Raw genomic sequence first — 20,255 nt, forward strand, 5'->3', positions numbered from 1 at the left:
GAGCTTTGCATGGACAAGACGGTATTGCTGGTGTCGCTGGGCGAGCGTTTCGACGCGGCGCGCGCGGCCGACATGGCGCAACGCCTGACCGAGGGCCTGGACGGCGTGCGGCTGCGCGCTTTCGCCGCGGTCGAGGAGGACGAGACCTATGTATATGTCGACGGCGACGCCGGTGGCCAGCCGGAAGTGCAGGCGCGCCTGGCCGAACTGTTCCCCGGGGCGCAGGCGCGCGTGCTGCACCTGACCCTGGACCTGGCCGGCGCTTCGGCCGGCTTGGATGCGCCCTGGCACTACATCGTCGAGACCGACGTGCTGCCCGAGGCCGAGGCGGACCTGAATGCCTGGTACGACCAGGAGCACCTGCCGGGCCTGGCCGCGGTGCCCGGCACCGTGCGCGCGCAGCGCTATGAATGCCGCGACCAGGGGCCGCGCTACCTGGCCTGCTATGACCTGGCAACGCGCGAGACCTTCGGCAGCCCGCCGTGGCTGGCGGTGCGCGCCACCGACTGGAGCAGCCGGGTGCGGCCGTCGTTCCGCAACACGCGCCGCACCATGTTCCAGAAGATTCTTTGACACAGAAGAACGAGGAGACAACGATGGGCAAGCGATGGGCGAGGGTTTTGCTGTGGGGCGCGTTGAACGCGGCCGGGTTGTCGCTGGCCGCGCAGGCCGCGCCGACGCCTGCCGCGGCGGCGCCTGCGGACAAGGTCGAGCGCGTGACGGTGCTGCCGGGCAACGGCGCCCGCATCGAAGTGCTGGTGCAGGGCCAGGGCCCGGCCCTGGTGCTGTTGCCGTCGCGCGGCCGCGGCCAGGAGGATTTCGACGACCTCGCGGCGCGGCTGGCGCAGGCCGGTTACCGCGTGCTGCGGCCCGAGCCGCGCGGCATCGGCGGCAGCAGCGGACCGATGAAGGACATCACGCTGCATGACTTCGGCAACGACATGGCGGCGGTGATCCGCGATGTCGCCAAGCAGCCGGTGGTGATGATCGGGCACGCCTTCGGCAACTGGGTGGCGCGCACCACGGGCGTGGACCATCCCGACCTGGTGCGCGGCGTGGTGATCGTGGCGGCGGCGGCCAAGAAGTACCCCGCCGGCCTGAGCGAGCACGTCGACCGCAGCGCCGACCTGTCGCTGCCCGACGCCCAGCGCCTCAAGTCCATCCAGTACGCGTTCTTCGCGCCGGGCCATGACGCGAGCGTCTGGCTCAACGGCTGGTATCCCGAGGTCAGCGAAAGCCAGCGCCTGGCCGGCAAGGCCACGCGCCAGTCGGACTGGTGGTCGGGCGGCAGCAAGCCGCTGCTCGATCTGCAGGCGGGCGCCGACCTGTTCAAGCCGGAATCGACCCGCAACGAGATCCGCGACGAATTCGGCGAGCGCGTGTCGGTGGTGGTGATCCCGGGCGCCGGCCACGCGCTGGTGCCGGAAGCGCCGCAGGCGGTGGTCGACGCCATCGTGCGCTGGGAAAAGTCGCTCAAGCCCTGAATGCCGCGCCTGGCGCGGATAAAAAAAGCAGCCCCGTGGGGCTGCTTTTTTCATGGGCGAGCTGCTTACTTCAACTGGCCCAGCAGCAGGAACTCCATCAGCGCCTTCTGCACGTGGAGGCGGTTCTCGGCCTCGTCCCAGACCACGCTCTGCGGGCCGTCGATGACTTCGCCGGTGACTTCCTCGCCGCGATGGGCGGGCAGGCAGTGCATGAACACGGCCTGGGGATCGGCGGCGGCCATCATCTCGGCGTCCACGCACCAGTCGGCGAAGGCGGCGCGGCGCTCTTCGTTCTCGGCCTCGTAGCCCATGCTGGTCCAGACGTCGGTGGTGACCAGGTGCGCGCCCTGGCAGGCCTGCATCGGGTCCTTGAACTGGCGCAGCACCTTGTCGGACGGCGAGCCGATGCGGGCGGCTTCGAGCTCGTAGCCGGCCGGGGTCGACACGTGCAGCGTGAAGCCCAGCATCTCGGCGGCCTGCAGCCAGGTGTAGGCCATGTTGTTGGCGTCGCCGACCCAGGCGACCGTCTTGCCGGCGATGGGGCCGCGGTGCTCGATGTAGGTGAAGATGTCCGCCAGGATCTGGCAGGGGTGGAATTCGTTGGTCAGGCCGTTGATCACGGGCACGCGCGAGTGCGAGGCGAAGCGCTCGATGCGGGTCTGCTCGAACGTGCGGATCATGACGATGTCGACCATGCGCGAGATGACGCGCGCGGTGTCCTCGATGGGCTCGGAGCGGCCCAGTTGGGAATCGTTGGAGGTCAGGTTGATGACCGAGCCGCCCATCTGGTACATGCCGGCCTCGAACGAGACGCGGGTACGGGTGCTGGCTTTTTCGAACACCATCGCCAGCGTGCGGTCGTGCAGCGGCATGTGGGGTTCGTAGCGCTTGAATTTTTCCTTGATCAGCCGCGCGCGGTCCAGCACGTAGGCGATCTCGGCGGACGAGAAGTCCTTGAACTGCAGAAAGTGCCGCAAGGGGCCGTTTTGAGTCGTGGGAGGAGTCATGGTGATGTCGCAGGTCATTGGGCCCGGACGGGCTCGTGGCCCGGGCGGGAGGTTGATTATGGATGTTCGGCCTGGAACTGTCGAATCAGCGGCGCCAGGATGCCGACGATCTGGTCGGCTTCGGCGCGCGACAGGACCAGCGGCGGCAGCAGGCGGATGACGCGGTCGCGGGTGACGTTGATCAAAAGGCCCGCTTCCAGGGCGCGCAACGCCAGCACGCCGCAGGGACGGGTCAGTTCGATGCCCAGCATCAGGCCGCGGCCGCGCACCTCGACCACGCCGGGCACGCCGGCCAGTTCGGCGGCCAGCCGCGCCTGCAGGTGTCCGCCCACGTCGTGGGCATTGGCCAGCAGGTTTTCCGATTCCAGCGCGTCCAGCACCGCCAGGCCGGCCGCGCAGACCAGCGGGCCGCCGCCGAAGGTGGTGCCATGGCTGCCGGGGGTGAAGACGCCCGCCGCAGGGCCGGCGGCCAGCATCGCGCCGATCGGCACGCCGCCGGCCAGGCCCTTGGCCAGGGTCATCACGTCCGGCACGATGTCGGCCCACTGGTGGGCGAACCACTTGCCGGTGCGGCCGATGCCCGACTGGACCTCGTCGATCATCAGCAGCCAGCCGCGCTCGGTGCACAGTTGTCGTACCTCTTGGAGGAAGGCGGCATCGGAGGGACGGATGCCGCCTTCGCCCTGCAGGGCTTCGAGCAGCACGGCGGCCACGCGCGGCTCGGCGTCGCCGGCGGCGCGGATCGCGGCGGCATCGTTGTACGGCACCTGGATGAAGCCCGAGGGCAGGGGCTCGAAGCCCTTGCGCGCCTTGTCGCTGCCGGTGGCGGCCAGCGTGGCCAGGGTGCGTCCGTGCCAGGACGAGTCCATGGTGATGATGTGGGCGTGGCTGTTGCCGTGCCGGTAGGCGTAGTAGCGCGCCAGCTTGATGGCGGCTTCGTTGGCCTCGGAGCCGCTGTTGTTGAAGACCACGTCGCGCATGCCGGACAGCCGCGCCAGGCGCGCGGCCAGCTCGGTCTGCTGCGGGACTTCGTAGATATTGGAGGTGTGGATGACGCGCGCGGCCTGCTCGCTGATGGCCGCGACCAGCCGGGGATGGGCATGGCCCAGACAGGAGACGCCGATGCCCGCCAGCGCGTCCAGGTACTTGCGGCCCTGCGCGTCCCACAGCCAGACCCCCTGGCCGTGGGTGAACGAGACCGGCAGCCGGGCGTAGATATTGGCCAGAGGCGAGGTCATGACGGGTCCTCCTGGGCTTTTTCCCTGGGCGGATCGCCTTTCGGGACAGGGCAAAGGATCAATCATATACAATTCGCGGCGCGGGGCGCATGTTTGATCACGCCGACGATCCGGCTTCGTGAAGGGCGTTCCGTAGTGAAGAATCCATGGCAACTCGCGTCAGACAATTCGTAATTCATGGCGTTACCGAAAGCGGTAGCCGCTTTCGCCCCAGCGATTGGGCGGAACGGCTCGCCGGCGTAATGGCACAGTTCCGGCCCGCCGGCTGTGCCGGTAACCACCTCACCTACTCGCCCTACGTGCTGCCCGTCGTCATCGACGGCGTGCGTGGCATCGTGGTCGACCAGCGCTTGCGCGACCTCGAACCGCTGGCGTACAAGTTCGTGGTGGATTTCGCCCGCGACAACCACCTCAAGACGGAAGAACGCGAAATCTAGGCTTGCCGAAACCACAAAGCGCCCGAATCGGGCGCTTTGTCTTTCAGGCTTGCTACAGGCCGCGCCCCTCTCGCCGGGGCGGGGTGGCGCGCGGCCGCCCGCGTGGCGGCCGGCCGCGTTGCTACTTGGCGTAGACCAGGTCGCGCAGTCCCAACGACAACCCCGGCCAATATGTAATCACCATCAGGCAGACAATCACCACTCCCACGAACGGAATCAACGGCTTGATCAACCGCTCCAGCGGCAATTTGGCCACTGCGCACGCCGCGAACAGATTCACCCCGAATGGCGGCGTGATCATGCCCAGGGCCAGGTTGACCACCATGATGATGCCGAAGTGCACCGGGTCCAATCCGAACTTCAGCGCCACCGGCAGCAGCAGCGGGGCCAGCACCACGATCGAGGCCGAGGTCTCGATGAACATGCCGATCACGAACAGCGCCAGGTTCACGCCCATCAGGAACGAGAACTGGGTGTCGAACAGCTGCGCCAGCCACACGCCCAGCGCATCGGGGATGCCGGCGCGGTTCAGCAGGAAGCTGAAGACGCCGGCATTGGCGATCACGAACATGATCACGGCGGTGGACACCACCGACTTATGCAGCGTGTCCGACAGCTGTTTGAAGCTCAGGCGGCGGTAGACGAACTTGCCCACCACCACCGCGTACATCACCGCTACCACCGACGCCTCGGTCGGGGTGAAGACGCCGCCGTAGATGCCGCCCAGGATGATGACCGGCATCATCAGCGCCAGCCAGGCGCGTTTGAAGGCCGGCCACAGCGGCAGGCGGCCTTCGCCGTCGCGCTTGCCCAGGTTGTTGCGCTTGGCGTAGAGCCACACGTAGAACATCAGCGCCACGCCGATCAGGATGCCGGGCATGACGCCGGCGATGAACAGTTCGCCGGTGGAGGTGTCGGTGGACACCGCGAACAGGATCATCGGAATCGACGGCGGGATGATCACCCCCAGCTCGGCCGCGCTGGCCTGCAATGACGCGGCGAAGGGGGCGGGATAGCCGTGGCGGATCATGGCCGGGATCAGGATGGCGCCCACCGCGAAGGTGGTGGCGACGCTGGAGCCGGCCACGGCGGCGAAGATCATGCAGGTCAGCACGCAGGTGCAGGCCAGGCCGCCCTGGATGCCGCCGACCACGCTCTTGGCGAACTCCACCATGCGTTCGGAGATGCCGCCGGCTTCCATCAGGTTGCCGGCCAGGATGAAGAACGGGATCGCGACCAGCGGGTACTTGTCCAGCGCGGCATAGAGCTGCTGGGCCACCACCAGCCAGGGCAGGTTGGCGGCGCCGACCCCCGCCAGGCTGGCCAGCCCGATCGACACGGCGACCGGCACGGACAGCCCGAAGAAAATCAGCATCGAGACAATCATTAATTGGGACATGGCGATATCGGCTGCTTGGATTCGGGACGGGGGCTCAACCCTGCGCGTCGTTGCGCACGGGCGTGTTGTCTTCCGCGCCGGCGCACCAGCGCGCCAGCACGGCGATGGCGGCGAGCGTCGCGCCCACCGGGATCGCCAGGTAGATCCAGGAGATCGAGATGTCCAGGCTGGGCACGTTCTGGAAACGCACGCGGTAGGTCATCTGGCCGCCGATCCAGGCGATGAAGCCGAGAAAACCGGCGCAGATCAGGCCGATGACGGCTTCCAGCACGCGGCGGCGCATGCCGCCCAGCAGGTTGCGCAGCAGTTCGACGCTGATCATGGCACCGTGGCGAAAGGCCAGGGCCACGCCCAGCAGCACGGTCCAGATCAGCAGGGCGCGGGTCAGCACCTCGCTCCAGTCGGCGGGCGAATGCAGCACGAAGCGGGCGATGACCTGGTAGAAAGCGGCGGCCGCGGCGGCCACCAGCAGGAGTTGGGCGATGACCGACACCAGCTTGAACAGGATGCGGTCGAAGGCGCAGAGCAGACGCATGGGGGTTTCCAGGACGGATGGCGGAGCGCGCGGAGGGCGGAGCGGCAGGCGCCGCCGGGGACGAAATTCGCTTCCGTCATCCCGGCGCCTCGCGCCGCGCCGGCCTTGCGCTTACTTGGTGTCGCGGATCGACTCGATCAGCTTCTTGTCGAACTTCTTGTAGTACTCGGGATAGGCCGGCTCGACGGCGGCGGCGAAGGCGGCGCGGTCGACTTCGGACACCTGCATGCCTTCCTTCTTGAGCTGCTCGACGCCGGTCTTCTCAATGTTGTCGACATAGGCGCGCATGGCCTGGGCCGATTCCTTGCCGGCCTTGTCGAACTTGGCCTTGTCGTCGGCCGACAGGCCGTCATAGACGTTGGCCGACATCAGCACCAGCGCCGGGCCGTAGACGTGGCCGGTCAGCGACAGGTATTTCTGCATCTGCGACAGCTTGGCCGAGGTGATCACCGACAGCGGGTTTTCCTGGCCGTCGATGGTGCCCTGCTGCAGGGCGGTGGCCACTTCCGGCCAGGCCATCGGCGTCGGCAGGATGCCGATCTGGCGGAAGGCGGTGATGTGGATCGGGTTTTCCGTGGTGCGGATCTTCAGGCCTTTGGCGTCGGCCGGCGTCTTGACCGGGCGCACGTTGTTGGTCAGGTGGCGAAAGCCCTGCTCGCCCCAGGCCAGCGCGATGATGCCGCGGCTGGGGAACTTTGCCAGCATATCCTGTCCGATCTTGCTGTCGAGCACGTTGCGCGCGTGTTGCAGGTCGCGCAGCAGGAAGGGGATGTCGAAGACGCCGGTCTCGGGCACGAAGTTCAGGGTGGCGCCGGTCGAGACGATGGCCAGGTCGATGGTGCCGATCTGCAGGCCTTCGATCACTTCGCGTTCGCCGCCCAGCGCGCTGTTGGCGAATTGCTGTACCTTGTACTTGCCGTTGCTGGACGCCTCGATCGACTTGGCCAGGGCGTCGGCGCCGGCGCCGTAGTGCGACGACGTCGACAGGGCATAGGCCATCTTCAGGGGAGCCTGGGCCGAGGCGGCCAGGGGCGCGGCGACCGCGCAGGCGGCAAGGATCGTGGCCGCGAGCCAGGATTTACGCATTGTCTTCTCCAGGGATATCAGTATTTTTTGCAGTGTGTTTTGCAGTCGGTATGCGGCGCCGCAAGGCGCTTCGCGCATGATAGCGGGATTCGGCCCCCATTCCGGCCGTTGGTTAACATTGGCAGATGATGGATTTCCCTGATGTCTCACGGGCCAGGCGCCCCGGCTTTTGGACCACCCTGGCGCTGGGCGCCCGCATGATGATGCGCGACGCCCGCGCCGGCGAGCTGCGCCTGCTGGTGCTGGCCCTGGTGGTGGCGGTGGCTGCCGTCACCAGCGTCGGCTTCCTGGCCGACCGGGTCGGCCGGGCGCTGGAACGCGACGCCGGCCAGATGCTGGGCGCCGACCTGGTGCTGGACGCGGACGAACCGGTGCCGGCGGCCTTCCTCGATCAGGCCCGCGAGCGCGGCCTGTCCGTCTCCAACACCTGGCAGTTCCCGTCCATGGTCAGCGCCGGCGACGGCGCCCAATTGGCGGCCCTGAAGGCGGTCGAGCCCGGCTACCCGCTGCGCGGCGCCCTGCGGGTGACGGACGCGCCGTTCAACCCCGACGGCCCCACCCGCGACATCCCGCCCGAGGGCGCGGTCTGGGTGGACGGCCAACTGCTGTCGCTGCTGGGCCTGAAGGTCGGCGACACCCTGAACGTGGGCGACGCCCACCTGCGCATCGACCGGGTCATCACCTACGAACCGGACCGCGGCATGCAGTTCGTCAACGTCGCGCCGCGGGTGATGCTGCGCGCCAGCGATCTGCCGGCCACCGGGCTGATCGCGCCCGGCAGCCGCATCGGCTATGCCCTGCTGGTGGCCGGCGAACCGGATGCGGTGGCGAATTACTCCGCCTGGCTGGGCCAGAACCTCAAGCGCGGCCAGAAGGTCGCCACGCTGGAATCGGGCCGGCCGGAGGTGCGCCGCACCCTCGACCGGGCGCAGCGCTTCCTGTCGCTGGTGGCGCTGCTGGCGGTGCTGATTTCCGCCGTGGCAGTGGCGCTGGCGGCCGGCCGTTACATGACCCGGCACCGCGACGGCATTGCCGTGATGCGTTGCCTGGGGGCGGTGCAGTCGCAGATCGCCCGCATGCTGACCCTGGAATTCGCGCTGGTCGGCCTGTTCGCCTCGGCCGCCGGCTGCCTGCTGGGCTACGCGGTGCACCAGGTGCTGGTGATGGTGCTGGGTTCGCTGATCGACACGGCCTTGCCGGCGCCCTCGGCCATTCCGGCCCTGCAGGGGCTGCTGACCGGCCTTTTGCTGTTGCTGGGTTTCGCCCTGCCGGCCCTGGCGCAGTTGCGCCACGTGCCGCCGGCGCGGGTGCTGCGGCGCGACGCCGACGTCATCAGCGCCCGCGGCGCGCTCGGCTACGGCGTCGGCGCCGTCGGATTCGCCCTGCTGATCTGGTGGTTCGCCGGCGACGCGAAGCTGGGCGGCGTGGTGGCGGGCGGGTTCCTGGGGGCCTTTGCGCTGTTCGCGCTGGTGGCCTGGCTCTGCATCCTGGGCCTGGCGCGCCTGCGCGGCCTGGCCGCAGGCCTGCCGGCGCTGCGTTTCGCGCTGGCCGGGGTGGTGCGCCGGCGCGCCGCCACCATCACCCAGGTGTGCGCGCTGGCGGTGGGCCTGATGGCCCTGCTGCTGCTGGCCATGACCCGCACCGACCTGATCCAGGGCTGGCAGCGCACGCTGCCGCCGGACGCGCCCAACCGTTTCCTCATCAATGTGCAGCCCGACCAGCGCCAGGCCGTGACCGACGCGCTGACCCGCGAGGGGCTGGGCCGGATCGTGCTGTCGCCGATGGTGCGCGGCCGCCTGATCGCCGTCAACGGCAAGCCGGTGGGGCCGGACGACTACGAGGAGCCGCGCGCCAAGCGCCTGGTGGACCGCGAGTTCAACCTGTCCTATGGCGAGCAGATGCCGTCGTCCAACCGCATCGAGCAGGGCCGCTGGCTCAAGCCGGGCTCGGCCGAGGTGTCGCTGGAGTCGGGCCTGGCCAAGACGCTGGGCATCAAGCTGGGCGACAGGATGACCTTCGACGTGGCCGGCCAGCAGTTCGCGGTGGCTGTCTCCAGCACCCGGCGGGTGGATTGGGATACGATGCGCGTCAATTTTTTCGCCATCCTGACGCCCGAAACCCTGGCCGACATGCCGCAAAGCTGGATCACGTCCTTCTACCTGCCGCCGGAAAAGGCCCAGGTGCTGCCCGCGCTGGTGCGGCAGTTCCCGAACCTGACGGTGTTCGACGTGGGCGCCATCCTGCAACAGTTGCAGTCGGTGCTCAACGAGGTCGGCCGCGCGGTGCAGCTGCTGTTCCTGTTCACCCTGGCGGCCGGCGTGCTGGTGCTGTCGGCCGCCCTGACCGCCACCCGCGACGAGCGCATGCGCGAAGCCGCGGTGCTGCGCGCGCTGGGCGCCACCCGGCGCCAGCTGGCGCGCTCGCAGCGCATCGAGCTGTGGGCGGTGGGCGGCCTGGCCGGCCTGCTGGCCGCGGCCGGCGCCAGCGCGATCGCTTGGGCTTTATCAACCCAGGTGTTCGATTTCACGATTACCCTCAGCCTCTGGCCCTGGCTGGTGGGGGTCTGCGCGGGTATGCTCGGCGCCTGGGCCGGTGGCGCGCTGGCGTTGCGCGGCGTGCTGCGCACCCCGCCGCTGGTCACCCTGAGAGAAACCTGATGACGTCCTCCGTCCAAACCCCTACCGAACCCGTGGAAACTTCCTCCAGCATTTTCGATCTCCTGGGCGGCGAACGCGGCGTGCGCGCCCTGGTCGACCGCTTCTACGACCTGATGGACATGGAGTCCGACCTGAAGGAACTGCGCGCCGCGCACGGCCCCAGCCTGGACCAGGCTCGCGACAAGCTGTTCTGGTTCCTGTGCGGCTACTTCGGCGGCCCCAATCACTATATAGAGCGCTTCGGCCATCCGCGCCTGCGGGCGCGGCACCTGCCGTTCTCGATCGGCCAGGTCGAGCGCGACCAATGGGTGGCCTGCATGGGCCGCGCCATGGAAGACGAGGGCGTCGAACCCGCCCTGGTCGAGCGCCTGCTGCAATCGTTCTTCGGCGTGGCCGACTGGATGCGCAACCGTGAAGGCTGATCGGGACCCTTGCGGCGCCCGGCGCCATGCCTGGCCGGCGCCGCTGGCCGGCGCCATGCTGGCCGACCCGCGTCTGGGCGATGCCGGTCCCGAGCTGTTCAACCCGGCGCACTATGGCGACCGGGCCCGGCCGGTGGATGCTGGCGGCCGCCAGGCGGCCTGGTTCGTGCAGGGCCAGGGCTGGCAGGGCGTGCTGCGACGTTATCGGCGCGGCGGCCTGATCGCCAAGCTCAGCCGCGACACCTACCTGTGGGCGGGCCAGGCGCGTACCCGCAGCTTCCGCGAATTCCGCCTGCTCGCCGCCATGCGCGCCCAGGGCCTGCCGGTGCCGGCGCCGCTGGCCGCCGCTTACTGGCGCCAGGGGCCGACCTACCGCGCCGCCATCGTGGTCGAGCGCATCCCGGGCGTGCGGCCGCTGGCCCAGGCGCTGGCCGAGCCGTTGTGGCAGCCGGTGGCCGAGGCCATCGTGCGCATGCACCGGGCCGGCGTCTGGCACGCCGACCTGAACGCCTTCAACATCCTGATCGGGTCCGACGGCCGGGTCTGGTTGATCGATTTCGACCGCGGCACCGACGGCGGCCTTTCCGACCGCCAGCGCCAGGGCAACCTGGAACGCCTGCGCCGGTCGCTGGTCAAGGTGGCGGGGGACGAGGGCGAGCGTTTCTGGCTCAAATTGCGCGACAGCTACTGGACCGCCTGGGGGATCGGCGTACAGCCCTGAGACGGGCGGCGCCCGCGGCCCGATCCGGGCCCAATTGCGGCAAATTGCGCTAAATCCGCCGGTAAAGTTGGGCAGGCCATCGCTAAAAGGCTTTATGATTCCGCCTTTTGGTACTCCTGTAACTTACGGCATATAGCTTGGGGGGCTGGTAATGAAACTACGGGCGGGAATGCGCTGGGCGCTGGGGACGATGCTGGTCGCGGCAGCCACGTCGGCGGCGGTGGCGCAGAACAAGGTCGTCAACGTCTACAACTGGGCCGAATACACGGCCCCGGACACGATCCCCGGTTTCGAGAAGGAAACCGGCATCAAGGTCCGTTATGACGTCTACGACAGCAACGACACGCTGCAGGCCAAGCTGCTGGCCGGCAAATCGGGTTACGACGTCGTTGTCCCGTCCACGCATTACGCCTCGCGCCAGATCGAGGCCGGCCTGTTCCAGAAGCTGGACAAGTCCAAGATCCCCAACTGGAAGTACCTGGATCCCGACGTCATGGCGCTGGTCGCCTCGGTCGATCCCGGCAACGAATACGCCATTCCGTGGGGCTACGGCACCAATGGCCTGGGCTACAACGTCACCAAGGTCAAGCAGATCATGGGCGAGAACGCCGACCTGGCCAACTGGGACATGATCTTCAAGCCCGAGAACGCCGCCAAGCTCAAGGAGTGCGGCATCTCGATGCTGGACGAGGCCGCGCAGGTGTTCCCGGCCGTGCTCAAGTACCTGGGCAAGGACCCCAACAGCGCCAACCCGGACGACTACAAGGCCGCGCTGGACGTGCTCAAGCAGATCCGTCCGTACATCCGCCAATTCAGCTCGTCGGGCTACATCGACGAACTGGCCGTGGGCGACTTGTGCATGGTCTACGGTTTCTCGGGCGACGTCATGATCGCCCGCAAGCGCGCCCAGGAGGCCAAAAAGCCTTATGAAGTGAACTACTTCATTCCCAAGGGCGGCGCCCCGGCCTGGTTCGACCTGATGGTCATCCCGAAGGACGCGCCGCATCCGGAAGAGGCCCTGGCGTTCATCAACTACATCGAGACGCCGCAGGTGCACGCCGCCATCACCAACACCATGTTCTACCCCAACGCCAACAAAGAGGCGCGCAAGTACGTGGTCAAGGACGTGGCCGACAACCCGATGATCTACCCGTCGCCCGAGGTCTCCAAGTCGCTGTATGTCATCAAGGCCCAGCCCTTGAACATCCAGCGCCTGCAGACGCGCATGTGGGCCGAGCTGAAATCGGGACGCTGAGCATCATGAGCGATAGCCGTTACTCGGCGCAGCATGCGGCCGACCCGGACGAGTTCGTCCGGGTCGCCGATGTGGTCAAGATCTTCGGCGACGTGGTCGCCGTCCGTTCCGTCAACCTCTCGGTCAAGCGCAACGAGATCTTCGCGTTGCTGGGCAGCTCCGGCAGCGGCAAGTCGACCTTGCTGCGCATGCTGGCCGGCTTCGAGGAAGCCACCTCGGGCCAGATCCTGCTCGATGGCGAGGACATCACCAACGTGCCGCCGTACCGGCGGCCGGTGAACATGATGTTCCAGTCGTACGCGCTGTTCCCGCACATGACGGTCGAGGCCAACGTGGCCTTCGGCCTGAAGCAGGAAGGCGTGGACCGCGCCGAAATCCACGACCGCGTGTTCGAGGCGCTCGACCTGGTGCAGATGGCCGGCTATTCGCGCCGCAAGCCCAACCAGCTGTCCGGCGGCCAGCAGCAGCGCGTGGCGCTGGCGCGCAGCCTGGTCAAGCGGCCCAAGCTGCTGCTGCTGGACGAGCCGATGTCGGCGCTGGACAAGCAGATCCGCCAGAAGACCCAGATCGAGCTGGTCAAGATCCTGGAGCAGGTCGGCGTGACCTGCATCATGGTCACCCACGACCAGGAAGAGGCCATGACCATGGCGCACCGCCTGGCGGTCATGACCGAGGGCCAGATCGTGCAGTGCGGCACGCCGCAGGACGTCTATGCCTTCCCGAACTCACGCTTCGTCGCCAGTTTCATCGGCTCGACCAACATGTTCACCGGCACCATCGTGGTCGATGAACCCGACCACGTCGCCATCGAAAGCCCCGAACTGAGCCGCCCGCTGTACGTCAGCCACGGCGTCAGCGAGCCGCTGGGCATGGACGTGCACGTCTCCATCCGCCCCGAGCGCATGGTGGTGTCGCGCGAACAGCCGGCGGGCGAATACAACTGGGCCCACGGCATGGTCAGCCACATGGCATGGATGGGCAGCTACGCGCTCTACCAGATCCGCCTGGATTCCGGCGCCATGGTCGAGGCCAGCGTGCCCAGCCTGCAACTGGCCCAACTGGACGCCCCGGGCATCGACGAAGAGATCTTCGTCAGCTGGGACGCCGACAGCGCGACGGTGCTGGCGTCATGAGCCGCTTCTCGCCCCGCGACTGGCTGCCCTCGGGCCGGACGCTGGCGGTGGTGCCGCCGTTCGCCTGGCTGGTGCTGTTCCTGCTGGTGCCGTTCCTGCTGGTGTTCAAGATCAGCTTCGCCGAGCTCAAGTTCGGCATTCCGCCGTACACCTCGCTGGCCGAATTCAAGGACGAGGCGGTGCAGTTCAGCCTGCACCTGCGCGGCTACATCCTGCTGTTCACCGACAGCCTGTATTTCGCCACCTACCTCAGTTCGGTAAAGATCGCGGCCATCACCACGCTGGCCTGTGTGCTGATCGGCTATCCCATCGCCTACTACATCGCGCGATCGTCGCCGCGGGTGCGCAACCTGCTGCTGCTGGGCGTGATCCTGCCGTTCTGGACCTCGCTGCTGCTGCGCGTGTACGCCTGGGTCGGCATCCTGCGCAACGACGGTCTCTTGAACAACTTCCTGCAATGGCTCGGCATCATCTCCAGCCCATTGGAGATCTACCGCACCGACCTGGCCGTGTATATCGGCATGGTCTATGCCTACCTGCCGTTCTTCATCCTGCCGCTGTATGCCACGCTGGTGAAGATGGACCTGCGCCTGCTGGAAGCCGCCTACGACCTGGGCGCCAGGCCCTGGCAGGCGTTCTGGCAGATCACCGTGCCGCTGTCACGGCAGGGCGTCATCGCCGGCGCCATGCTGGTGTTCATCCCGGCGGTCGGCGAATACGTCATTCCCGAAATGCTGGGCGGCGCCAACACGCTGATGATGGGCCGCGTCATGTGGAACGAGTTCTTCAACAACACCGACTGGCCGATGGCCTCGGCGGTGACCTGCGTGATGGTGCTGCTGTTGCTGGTGCCGCTGGCGCTGTTCCAGTACAACCAGGTCAAGCAGCAGGAACTGGCCAACGGGGGGCGCAAATGAACGGTCCCAACAAGACCTTGCGCGCCGTGGTGCTGGGGCTGGGCTACTTCTTCCTGTACGTGCCCATCATCAGCCTGATGGTGTTCTCGTTCAACGAATCGCCCGCCGTGACCTCCTGGACCGGTTTCTCGTTCCGCTGGTATCACTCGCTGTTCAACGACGACGCGTTGCTGCGCGCGGCCTGGCTGTCGTTCCGCATCGCCGCCATGACCGCCACCGCGGCCGTCATCATCGGCACCTGGGCCGGCTACGTGCTGGGCCGCATGGGGCGCTTCCGCGGTTTCGCGCTGTACGTGGGCATGCTGAGCGCGCCGCTGGTGATCCCCGAAGTGGTGCTGGGCATCTCGCTGCTGCTGATGTTCGTGGAGTTGCGCGGCCATCTGGGCTGGCCGGCCGAGAATGGCATCTTCACCATCTGGGTGGGCCACGTGACGCTGTGCATGGCCTTCGTGGCGGTGGTGATCCAGACCCGCATCCGCGACCTCGACCGTTCGCTGGAAGAAGCCGCGCTGGACCTGGGCGCCACGCCCATCACGGTGTTCTTCAAGATCACGCTGCCGCTGATCGCGCCGGCGCTGGCCTCGGCCTGGCTGCTATCCTTCACATTGTCGCTGGACGACGTGGTGCTGGCGTCGTTCCTGTCCGGTCCCAGTTCCAGCACGCTGCCGATGGAAGTCTTCTCGCGCGTGCGGCTGGGCCTGAAACCCGAGATCAATGCGTTGGCGACGCTGTTCATCCTGGCGGTGGGCACCTGCGTCATCCTGGCCAACCGCATGCAATGGCGCAAGGAGTCCGAACCCAAATGAAGCAAACCACCCTGTATGGCCTGACCAAGTGCAGCACCTGCGTCAAGGCGCGCGAGTGGCTGACCGCGCACGGCGTCGACCACCAGTTCATCGACTACCGCGACCATCCGGTGCCGGCCGCCACCCTGAAGGAATGGGCCGGCCAGCTCGGCGGCTGGGAAAAACTCGTCAACCGCGCTTCCATGACCTGGCGCAACCTGCCGGACGATCGCAAGACGGCCAGCACCGACGCGCAGTGGACCAAGCTGATCGCCGAGTTCCCGGCACTGGTGCGCCGCCCGGTGGCGGTCACGCCGGATGGCGAAGTCGGCGTCGGCTTCAGCGAAAAGCGCTACGGCGAACGCTTCGCCTGACGCCGTGGCGGGCAAGCCCGACAAGGCATCGCGCGGCGCCGGCAAGGCGTTGCCCGATGCCTTTTTCAATCGCGACGCGCGCCAGCTGGCGCGCGAACTGCTGGGCAAGGTGGTGCGCCACCGGGTCGACGGCCTGTGGCTGTCGGCGCGCATCATCGAGACCGAGGCCTACTACCTGGAAGAGAAGGGCAGCCATGCTTCGCTCGGCTATACCCACAAGCGCCGCGCCCTGTTCATGGACGGCGGCGTGGTCTACATGTATTACGCGCGCGGCGGCGACTCGCTCAATTTCAGCGCGGGCGGGCCGGGCAACGCGGTGCTGATCAAGTCCGGCTATCCCTGGGTCGACGCGCTCTCGGGCCCCGAGGCGCTGGCCCGCATGCAGGCCTTGAATCCCGATGCCCAGGGCCGTCCGCGCCTGCCGGCGCGCCTGTGCGCGGGCCAGACGCTGCTGTGCCGCGCGCTGGGCCTGAAGGTGCCGGACTGGGATGCGCGGCGCTTCGACCCCGACGCGCTGTACGTCGAAGACGTGGGCGAATCGCCGCAGGCATTGATCAGCACCGCCCGGCTTGGCATCCCGCCCGGGCGCGACGAACACCTGGAATACCGCTACGTCGATCCGGCCTATGCGGCCTGGTGCACGCGCAACCCTTTGCGTCGCGGGCAAGTGGCCGGACGGGACTATCACTGGGTCGACCGGCAGGGGGCGCCGCTCAAGCAGGCGCCCTGAGGCGGGCGCGGCGCGCTTGCCGCCGGGCCGCGGCCTTCAGCCCTGGGGGCCGGAGCCGCCCGTGCCCGCCTGTTGCGCCGCCTTGCGGGCGCGCTCGGCCATGCCGGCCCGCATCTCGGCGTATTTGCGTTGGATGCGCCGGCGGTTGATGCGCTTGCTCCACGCATAGATGGGCACCAGCGGCAAGACGCCGAACCCGTCGATCAGGAACAGCCCCGACCGGCCTTCCGCGTTCTGGCCACAGGCGATGTTGCTGGCGGTCAGGTCGTGCAGCACCACGTGCGCGTCGGCCAGGTCCTCGATGAACTCATCCAGTTGTGCCGACAGGGCCGCATCCATTGTTCCCTGGGGCGCCAGGTCCGCCAGGGTGGGGGCGATATTGCCCGCTTCATCGGTGATTTTCTCGACCAGCAGGCCCAGGCCCAGTGTGGTCTGGGCCACGCCCAGAATGCGCGCCATCGGCACCTGCCAGACGCCGGACGGGCGCGTGGTCGTGGTGACGTATTCCGTGATTTCGTTCAGGTAGACGCGATAGGCGCTTTCGCGCTGGTATTGCTTGTACCAGCGCTTGAACGGCCGGGCTTCGAGGTAAATCGCGCGCGCCTGCATGTCCATGACCTTGACCAACAGGGAAGGGGCATGGGGATGCTGGAAGATATGACGGTCCCCGCCCACCGCGACCGGAGTTTCGTCATTGAGATTCAATGGACCGAAAATCGATTCGAAGGCGACGGGAGGCGGACAGTACGTGGGGAAATCAGCTGTATTCAACTGTTTTTAAGGTTTATACATACGTTGTTAACAGTTTAATGCTGTTGTTTGCTTTTGGTTTTTTCTGCGTGCCGGGAAAGTCGTTTCGGATAGCTACAGAGGGCCGGGTATGCCGCCCTATAATTTCACGCGCCCGGCGTGGGCGCGCAGCGTTGAGGGTCCGTTTTGTCAAACGAAGTTCTGCTCTGGGTCGCCGCCGGCGGCGCGGTACTGGCCTGCCTGGCGGCCCTGATGGCCTGGCTGTCGCGCCCGGCTCGCGATGATCGCCTGGACGCCTTGCTGGATGGCCTGGAACGCACCGAGCGCGCGCTGCGCGCCGATATCGCCGAGGGCCAGCGCGGTCTGCGCGCCGAGTTCTCGGAATCGACCCGCGGCCTGCGGCAGGAACTGGCGCAATCCCACGGCGAGCTGCGCGCGGCGCTGACCCGCGATGCCCAGGCGGCGCGGGTGGAATCGGCCGAATCACTGGCGCGCTTCGCGGCCGGGTTCAACGAGCAGTTGCAAGGGCTGATACAGATCAACGAGCGGCGGCTGATGGAGGTGCGCGAGACGGTCGATCAGCGTTTGCAAGCGTTGCAGAATGACAACAGCGCCAAGCTCGATGATATGCGTCGCACGGTCGACGAGAAGCTCCACGCCACCCTGGAGCAGCGCCTGGGGGAATCATTCAAGCAGGTTTCCGACCGCCTTGAAGCGGTGCACAAGGGATTGGGCGAAATGCAGGCGCTGGCCGCGGGCGTGGGCGACCTGAAACGGGTCCTGACCAACGTCAAGTCGCGCGGCACCTGGGGCGAAGTGCAATTGGCGCGCCTGATCGAAGACAACATGACGCCGGAGCAGTACGCCAGCAATATCAAACCGGTGCCGGGCAGCGACGCGGTGGTCGAATTCGCTATCCGCCTGCCGGGGCGCGGCGATGGCGGCATGCCCGTCTGGCTGCCGATCGACGCCAAGTTTCCCAAGGAAGAGTACGAGCGCCTGATGGATGCGCAGGAGGCGGCCGACGCCGAGGGCGTGAAGGCGGCCGGTGCTGCCTTGGCCAAGGCGGTCGAACTGCAGGCGCGCCTGATCGCCACCAAGTACGTGGCGCCGCCGCACACCACGGATTTCGCCATCATGTTCCTGCCCACCGAAAGCCTGTATGCCGAAGTGTTGCGGCGCCCGGGGCTGCTGGATCGACTGCACGACCTGCGTATCAACGTGGCCGGGCCCAGCAACCTGGCGGCGCTGCTCAACAGCCTGCAGATGGGCTTTCGCACGCTGGCCATCGAGCAACGCTCGTCCGAGGTCTGGCAGGTGCTGCGCGCGGTCAAGACCGAATTCGGCAAATTCGGTGACGCGCTGGCCGGCGTGAAGAAGACCCTGGACACCGCCAGCAGCAAGATCGGCCAGACCGAGGTGCGCACGCGCGCCATGCTGCGCAATCTGAAAAGCGTCGAAGCGCTGCCCGAAGCCGAGGCGCTGCGCCTGCTGGGCGGCGAAGGCGCCGCCGACGAGACCGCGGCCGAGGGCGACGCGCCCGCGGCGCCCGCTTCCGGCGCCTGACAGGCGCGCCCGGCTGCCGGCCTTACGCGCCTGCGTCGCCGCGCCGCCATCAGCGGCCATCGCCCGGGAGCCGTTTCCCCCCCCCGCGGCCCGGCGTGGCGCCCTCCGGGGCCAAGCTTGTGACCCGGGCGCTCTGCCGATATCCTCATACTTGCGGCATTCCGCCGTCGATATCTGGAGCATCGTAAGCATGGGCACGGCTGACCGAGTTGATTCCTCTTCCTTCGACGCGATGGCGCTGGGCGCCGAGATCGCCCAGGGGGCCACCACGGCGCAGGCCGCGATGCAGCAGGCGGTGGAACGGGTGGCGGCGCGCAATCCGTCGATCAACGCGGCGTGCGGCGTGCAGGCCGAGCTGGGCCTGGACCTGGCCCGCGCGCTGGACGATGAGCTGGCGACGCTGACGGCCGAGCAGCGGCTGGCGCTGCTGCGCGAGCGTCCGTTCCTGGGCGTGCCGACCTTGCTCAAGGACCTGGGCACCGCCGCGCTGGGGTTGCCCAGCGCCATGGGCTCGGTGCTGTATGGCCAGGTTGAATGGAATGTCGACGCTGAAATCGTCAAGCGCTATCGCCGCGCCGGCCTGATCCCTTTCGGCCGCAGCACCAGCGCCGAACTGGGCCTGAGCCCCACCAGCGAATCGCCGGTCTACGGCGCGCCGACCCAGAACCCCTGGAAGGCCGGCCACAGCGCCGGCGGTTCCAGTGGCGGGGCAGGGGCGGCGCTGGCCAGCGGCATGGTGCGCATCGCCCATGGCAGCGACGGCGGCGGCTCGATCCGCATTCCGGCCTCATGTTGCGGCGTGCTGGGCCTGAAGCCGTCGCGCGGCATGATGCCGCTGGGGCCGCTCAAGGGCGAGGGCTGGGGCGGCCTGGCGACAGAACACATGATGACGCTGTCGGTGCGCGATTGCGCGGCGGCGCTGGATGTCAGCGCCGGCGCCGACGTCGGCGCGCCGTATGCGGCGCCGGCCAGGCCAGGCGAATCCTATCGCGACATCGTGGCGCGGGTGTCGGCGGATCCGCGCTCATCGCCGCGCCGCCGCATTGCCTATATCAACACCACCTACGAAGGCGAAGCGATCCATCCCGAGGTCGCGGCGGCGGTCGACGAGGCCGCGCGCCTGTTCGCCGGCCTGGGCCACGAACTGGTGGTGGCCGCGCCGCCGGTGGGTTCCGAGGAAGTGCTGTCGCCGATGCTGCCGCTGATCGCCAGCGCCGCCGCCAATGCCATCGACAGCTTCGTCGGCGCGCGCAATCGTCGTCTTGCCGCAGACGAATTGCAGCCGACCACGCTGGGCGCGCGCGAGTACGCCCGCGCGATTTCCGGCGCGCAGTACGTGGCTTGCGTCGATACCTGCCACGAGATCACGCGCCGCATCGGCCGCTTCCTGCATCGCGAGGGCACGCAGGGCCACGACCTGTTCCTGTCGCCGGTGTTGGCGCAACTGCCGGCGCCCATCGGCCGCTATGCGATGGACAACGCCGATTACCTGGCCTATCGCCTGGGCAAGAAGGGCGTGATCGGCTATTCGCCGTTCGCGCCGTTGGCCAACCTGACGGGCATGCCCGCCATTTCCATTCCGTTCGGCCTGTCGGCCGACGGCCTGCCGATCGGCATCCAGGTCATGGGCCCGCTGGGCAGCGAGGCCTGGCTGCTGGAACTGGCCGCCCAGGTCGAGGCCCTGCGGCCCTGGCAGCGGGTGGCGCCCATCGCCAGATAGGCCGCCGGGCGGGGCGCGCCGGCAAGCACGGCGCATCAA

Annotated in this window: 20 protein-coding genes; 14 read left to right on the forward strand and 6 right to left on the reverse strand. The window is 67.8% G+C overall.

Going from position 1 to position 20,255, the window contains the following annotated elements; translation table 11 throughout:
* Positions 1–9: 9 nt before the first annotated feature.
* Both AC6CR5_RS29200 and AC6CR5_RS29205 read left to right on the forward strand, forming a co-directional pair.
* Positions 10–573: a DUF4286 family protein gene (locus AC6CR5_RS29200; protein ID WP_020924424.1), complete on the forward strand. Its 564-nt coding sequence runs from the start codon at positions 10–12 to the stop codon at positions 571–573.
* A 23-nt stretch (positions 574–596) separates the two neighbouring features.
* Positions 597–1,484: an alpha/beta fold hydrolase gene (locus tag AC6CR5_RS29205; protein WP_081322323.1), complete on the forward strand. Its 888-nt coding sequence runs from the start codon at positions 597–599 to the stop codon at positions 1,482–1,484.
* A 65-nt stretch (positions 1,485–1,549) separates the two neighbouring features.
* Here the strand turns inward: AC6CR5_RS29205 and argF are convergent, their stop codons facing one another.
* The gene (argF, locus tag AC6CR5_RS29210) at positions 1,550–2,491 is read right to left on the reverse strand and encodes an ornithine carbamoyltransferase (protein ID WP_026382721.1); all 942 of its coding nucleotides are present in this window, start codon (positions 2,489–2,491) and stop codon (positions 1,550–1,552) included.
* A 56-nt stretch (positions 2,492–2,547) separates the two neighbouring features.
* Positions 2,548–3,729, reverse strand: a complete 1,182-nt coding sequence (locus AC6CR5_RS29215; protein WP_020924422.1) for an aspartate aminotransferase family protein — start codon at positions 3,727–3,729, stop codon at positions 2,548–2,550.
* A gap of 146 nt (positions 3,730–3,875) precedes the next feature.
* On the opposite strand from AC6CR5_RS29215, the gene AC6CR5_RS29220 reads away from it, so the two are divergent.
* Positions 3,876–4,166 carry a DUF3579 domain-containing protein gene (locus tag AC6CR5_RS29220; protein WP_006388526.1) on the forward strand — a complete coding sequence of 97 codons (291 nt, stop codon included), beginning with the start codon at positions 3,876–3,878 and terminating at the stop codon, positions 4,164–4,166.
* Positions 4,167–4,287: 121 nt separating this feature from the next.
* On the opposite strand, the gene AC6CR5_RS29225 is transcribed toward AC6CR5_RS29220, so the two are convergent.
* From AC6CR5_RS29225 to AC6CR5_RS29235, 3 genes are all read right to left on the reverse strand, one after another.
* Complete coding sequence (locus tag AC6CR5_RS29225) at positions 4,288–5,565, reverse strand: TRAP transporter large permease (RefSeq protein WP_020924420.1); 1,278 nt, start codon at positions 5,563–5,565, stop codon at positions 4,288–4,290.
* A gap of 34 nt (positions 5,566–5,599) precedes the next feature.
* Positions 5,600–6,100: a TRAP transporter small permease gene (locus AC6CR5_RS29230; protein WP_498085132.1), complete on the reverse strand. Its 501-nt coding sequence runs from the start codon at positions 6,098–6,100 to the stop codon at positions 5,600–5,602.
* Positions 6,101–6,211: 111 nt separating this feature from the next.
* On the reverse strand, positions 6,212–7,186 hold the full coding sequence (locus AC6CR5_RS29235; protein WP_020924419.1) for a TRAP transporter substrate-binding protein: 975 nt from the start codon (positions 7,184–7,186) through the stop codon (positions 6,212–6,214).
* 125 nt (positions 7,187–7,311) lie between these two features.
* On the opposite strand from AC6CR5_RS29235, the gene AC6CR5_RS29240 reads away from it, so the two are divergent.
* The 9 genes from AC6CR5_RS29240 (at position 7,312) to AC6CR5_RS29280 (ending at position 16,180) form a co-directional block, all read left to right on the forward strand.
* On the forward strand, positions 7,312–9,843 hold the full coding sequence (locus AC6CR5_RS29240; protein WP_498085133.1) for an ABC transporter permease: 2,532 nt from the start codon (positions 7,312–7,314) through the stop codon (positions 9,841–9,843).
* Positions 9,843–10,265: a group II truncated hemoglobin gene (locus AC6CR5_RS29245; RefSeq protein WP_082392015.1), complete on the forward strand. Its 423-nt coding sequence runs from the start codon at positions 9,843–9,845 to the stop codon at positions 10,263–10,265. Before AC6CR5_RS29240 ends, AC6CR5_RS29245 begins: the two co-directional genes overlap by 1 nt.
* Complete coding sequence (locus tag AC6CR5_RS29250) at positions 10,255–10,986, forward strand: 3-deoxy-D-manno-octulosonic acid kinase (protein ID WP_038503137.1); 732 nt, start codon at positions 10,255–10,257, stop codon at positions 10,984–10,986. Before AC6CR5_RS29245 ends, AC6CR5_RS29250 begins: the two co-directional genes overlap by 11 nt.
* Before the next feature lie 151 nt (positions 10,987–11,137).
* Positions 11,138–12,241, forward strand: coding sequence for a polyamine ABC transporter substrate-binding protein (locus AC6CR5_RS29255; protein ID WP_006384058.1), 1,104 nt, complete (start codon positions 11,138–11,140; stop codon positions 12,239–12,241).
* A gap of 5 nt (positions 12,242–12,246) precedes the next feature.
* Positions 12,247–13,374 (forward strand): ABC transporter ATP-binding protein, encoded by a 1,128-nt coding sequence (locus tag AC6CR5_RS29260; RefSeq protein WP_006384057.1) that lies wholly within the window; start codon positions 12,247–12,249, stop codon positions 13,372–13,374.
* Entirely contained in the window at positions 13,371–14,291 is a 921-nt protein-coding gene (locus AC6CR5_RS29265) for an ABC transporter permease subunit (RefSeq protein WP_006384056.1), read from the forward strand. Before AC6CR5_RS29260 ends, AC6CR5_RS29265 begins: the two co-directional genes overlap by 4 nt.
* On the forward strand, positions 14,288–15,097 hold the full coding sequence (locus tag AC6CR5_RS29270) for an ABC transporter permease subunit (RefSeq protein WP_006384055.1): 810 nt from the start codon (positions 14,288–14,290) through the stop codon (positions 15,095–15,097). Before AC6CR5_RS29265 ends, AC6CR5_RS29270 begins: the two co-directional genes overlap by 4 nt.
* The gene (locus AC6CR5_RS29275; protein WP_006384054.1) at positions 15,094–15,450 is read left to right on the forward strand and encodes a Spx/MgsR family RNA polymerase-binding regulatory protein; all 357 of its coding nucleotides are present in this window, start codon (positions 15,094–15,096) and stop codon (positions 15,448–15,450) included. The genes AC6CR5_RS29270 and AC6CR5_RS29275 overlap by 4 nt, the downstream gene beginning before the upstream one ends.
* A gap of 49 nt (positions 15,451–15,499) precedes the next feature.
* The gene (locus tag AC6CR5_RS29280; RefSeq protein WP_035181090.1) at positions 15,500–16,180 is read left to right on the forward strand and encodes a DNA-3-methyladenine glycosylase; all 681 of its coding nucleotides are present in this window, start codon (positions 15,500–15,502) and stop codon (positions 16,178–16,180) included.
* Between the two features lie 36 nt (positions 16,181–16,216).
* Here AC6CR5_RS29280 and AC6CR5_RS29285 read toward each other — a convergent pair whose 3' ends face one another.
* Positions 16,217–16,951, reverse strand: coding sequence for a PhoP regulatory network YrbL family protein (locus AC6CR5_RS29285; protein WP_049058827.1), 735 nt, complete (start codon positions 16,949–16,951; stop codon positions 16,217–16,219).
* Positions 16,952–17,182: 231 nt separating this feature from the next.
* Between AC6CR5_RS29285 and AC6CR5_RS29290 the strand changes: the two genes are divergently transcribed.
* Both AC6CR5_RS29290 and AC6CR5_RS29295 read left to right on the forward strand, forming a co-directional pair.
* The gene (locus AC6CR5_RS29290) at positions 17,183–18,496 is read left to right on the forward strand and encodes a DNA recombination protein RmuC (RefSeq protein ID WP_223203341.1); all 1,314 of its coding nucleotides are present in this window, start codon (positions 17,183–17,185) and stop codon (positions 18,494–18,496) included.
* A gap of 190 nt (positions 18,497–18,686) precedes the next feature.
* Positions 18,687–20,216, forward strand: a complete 1,530-nt coding sequence (locus AC6CR5_RS29295) for an amidase (protein ID WP_054498490.1) — start codon at positions 18,687–18,689, stop codon at positions 20,214–20,216.
* The last annotated feature ends 39 nt before the right edge of the window (positions 20,217–20,255 follow it).

This window comes from Achromobacter sp. EG18 (genome assembly GCF_059759395.1).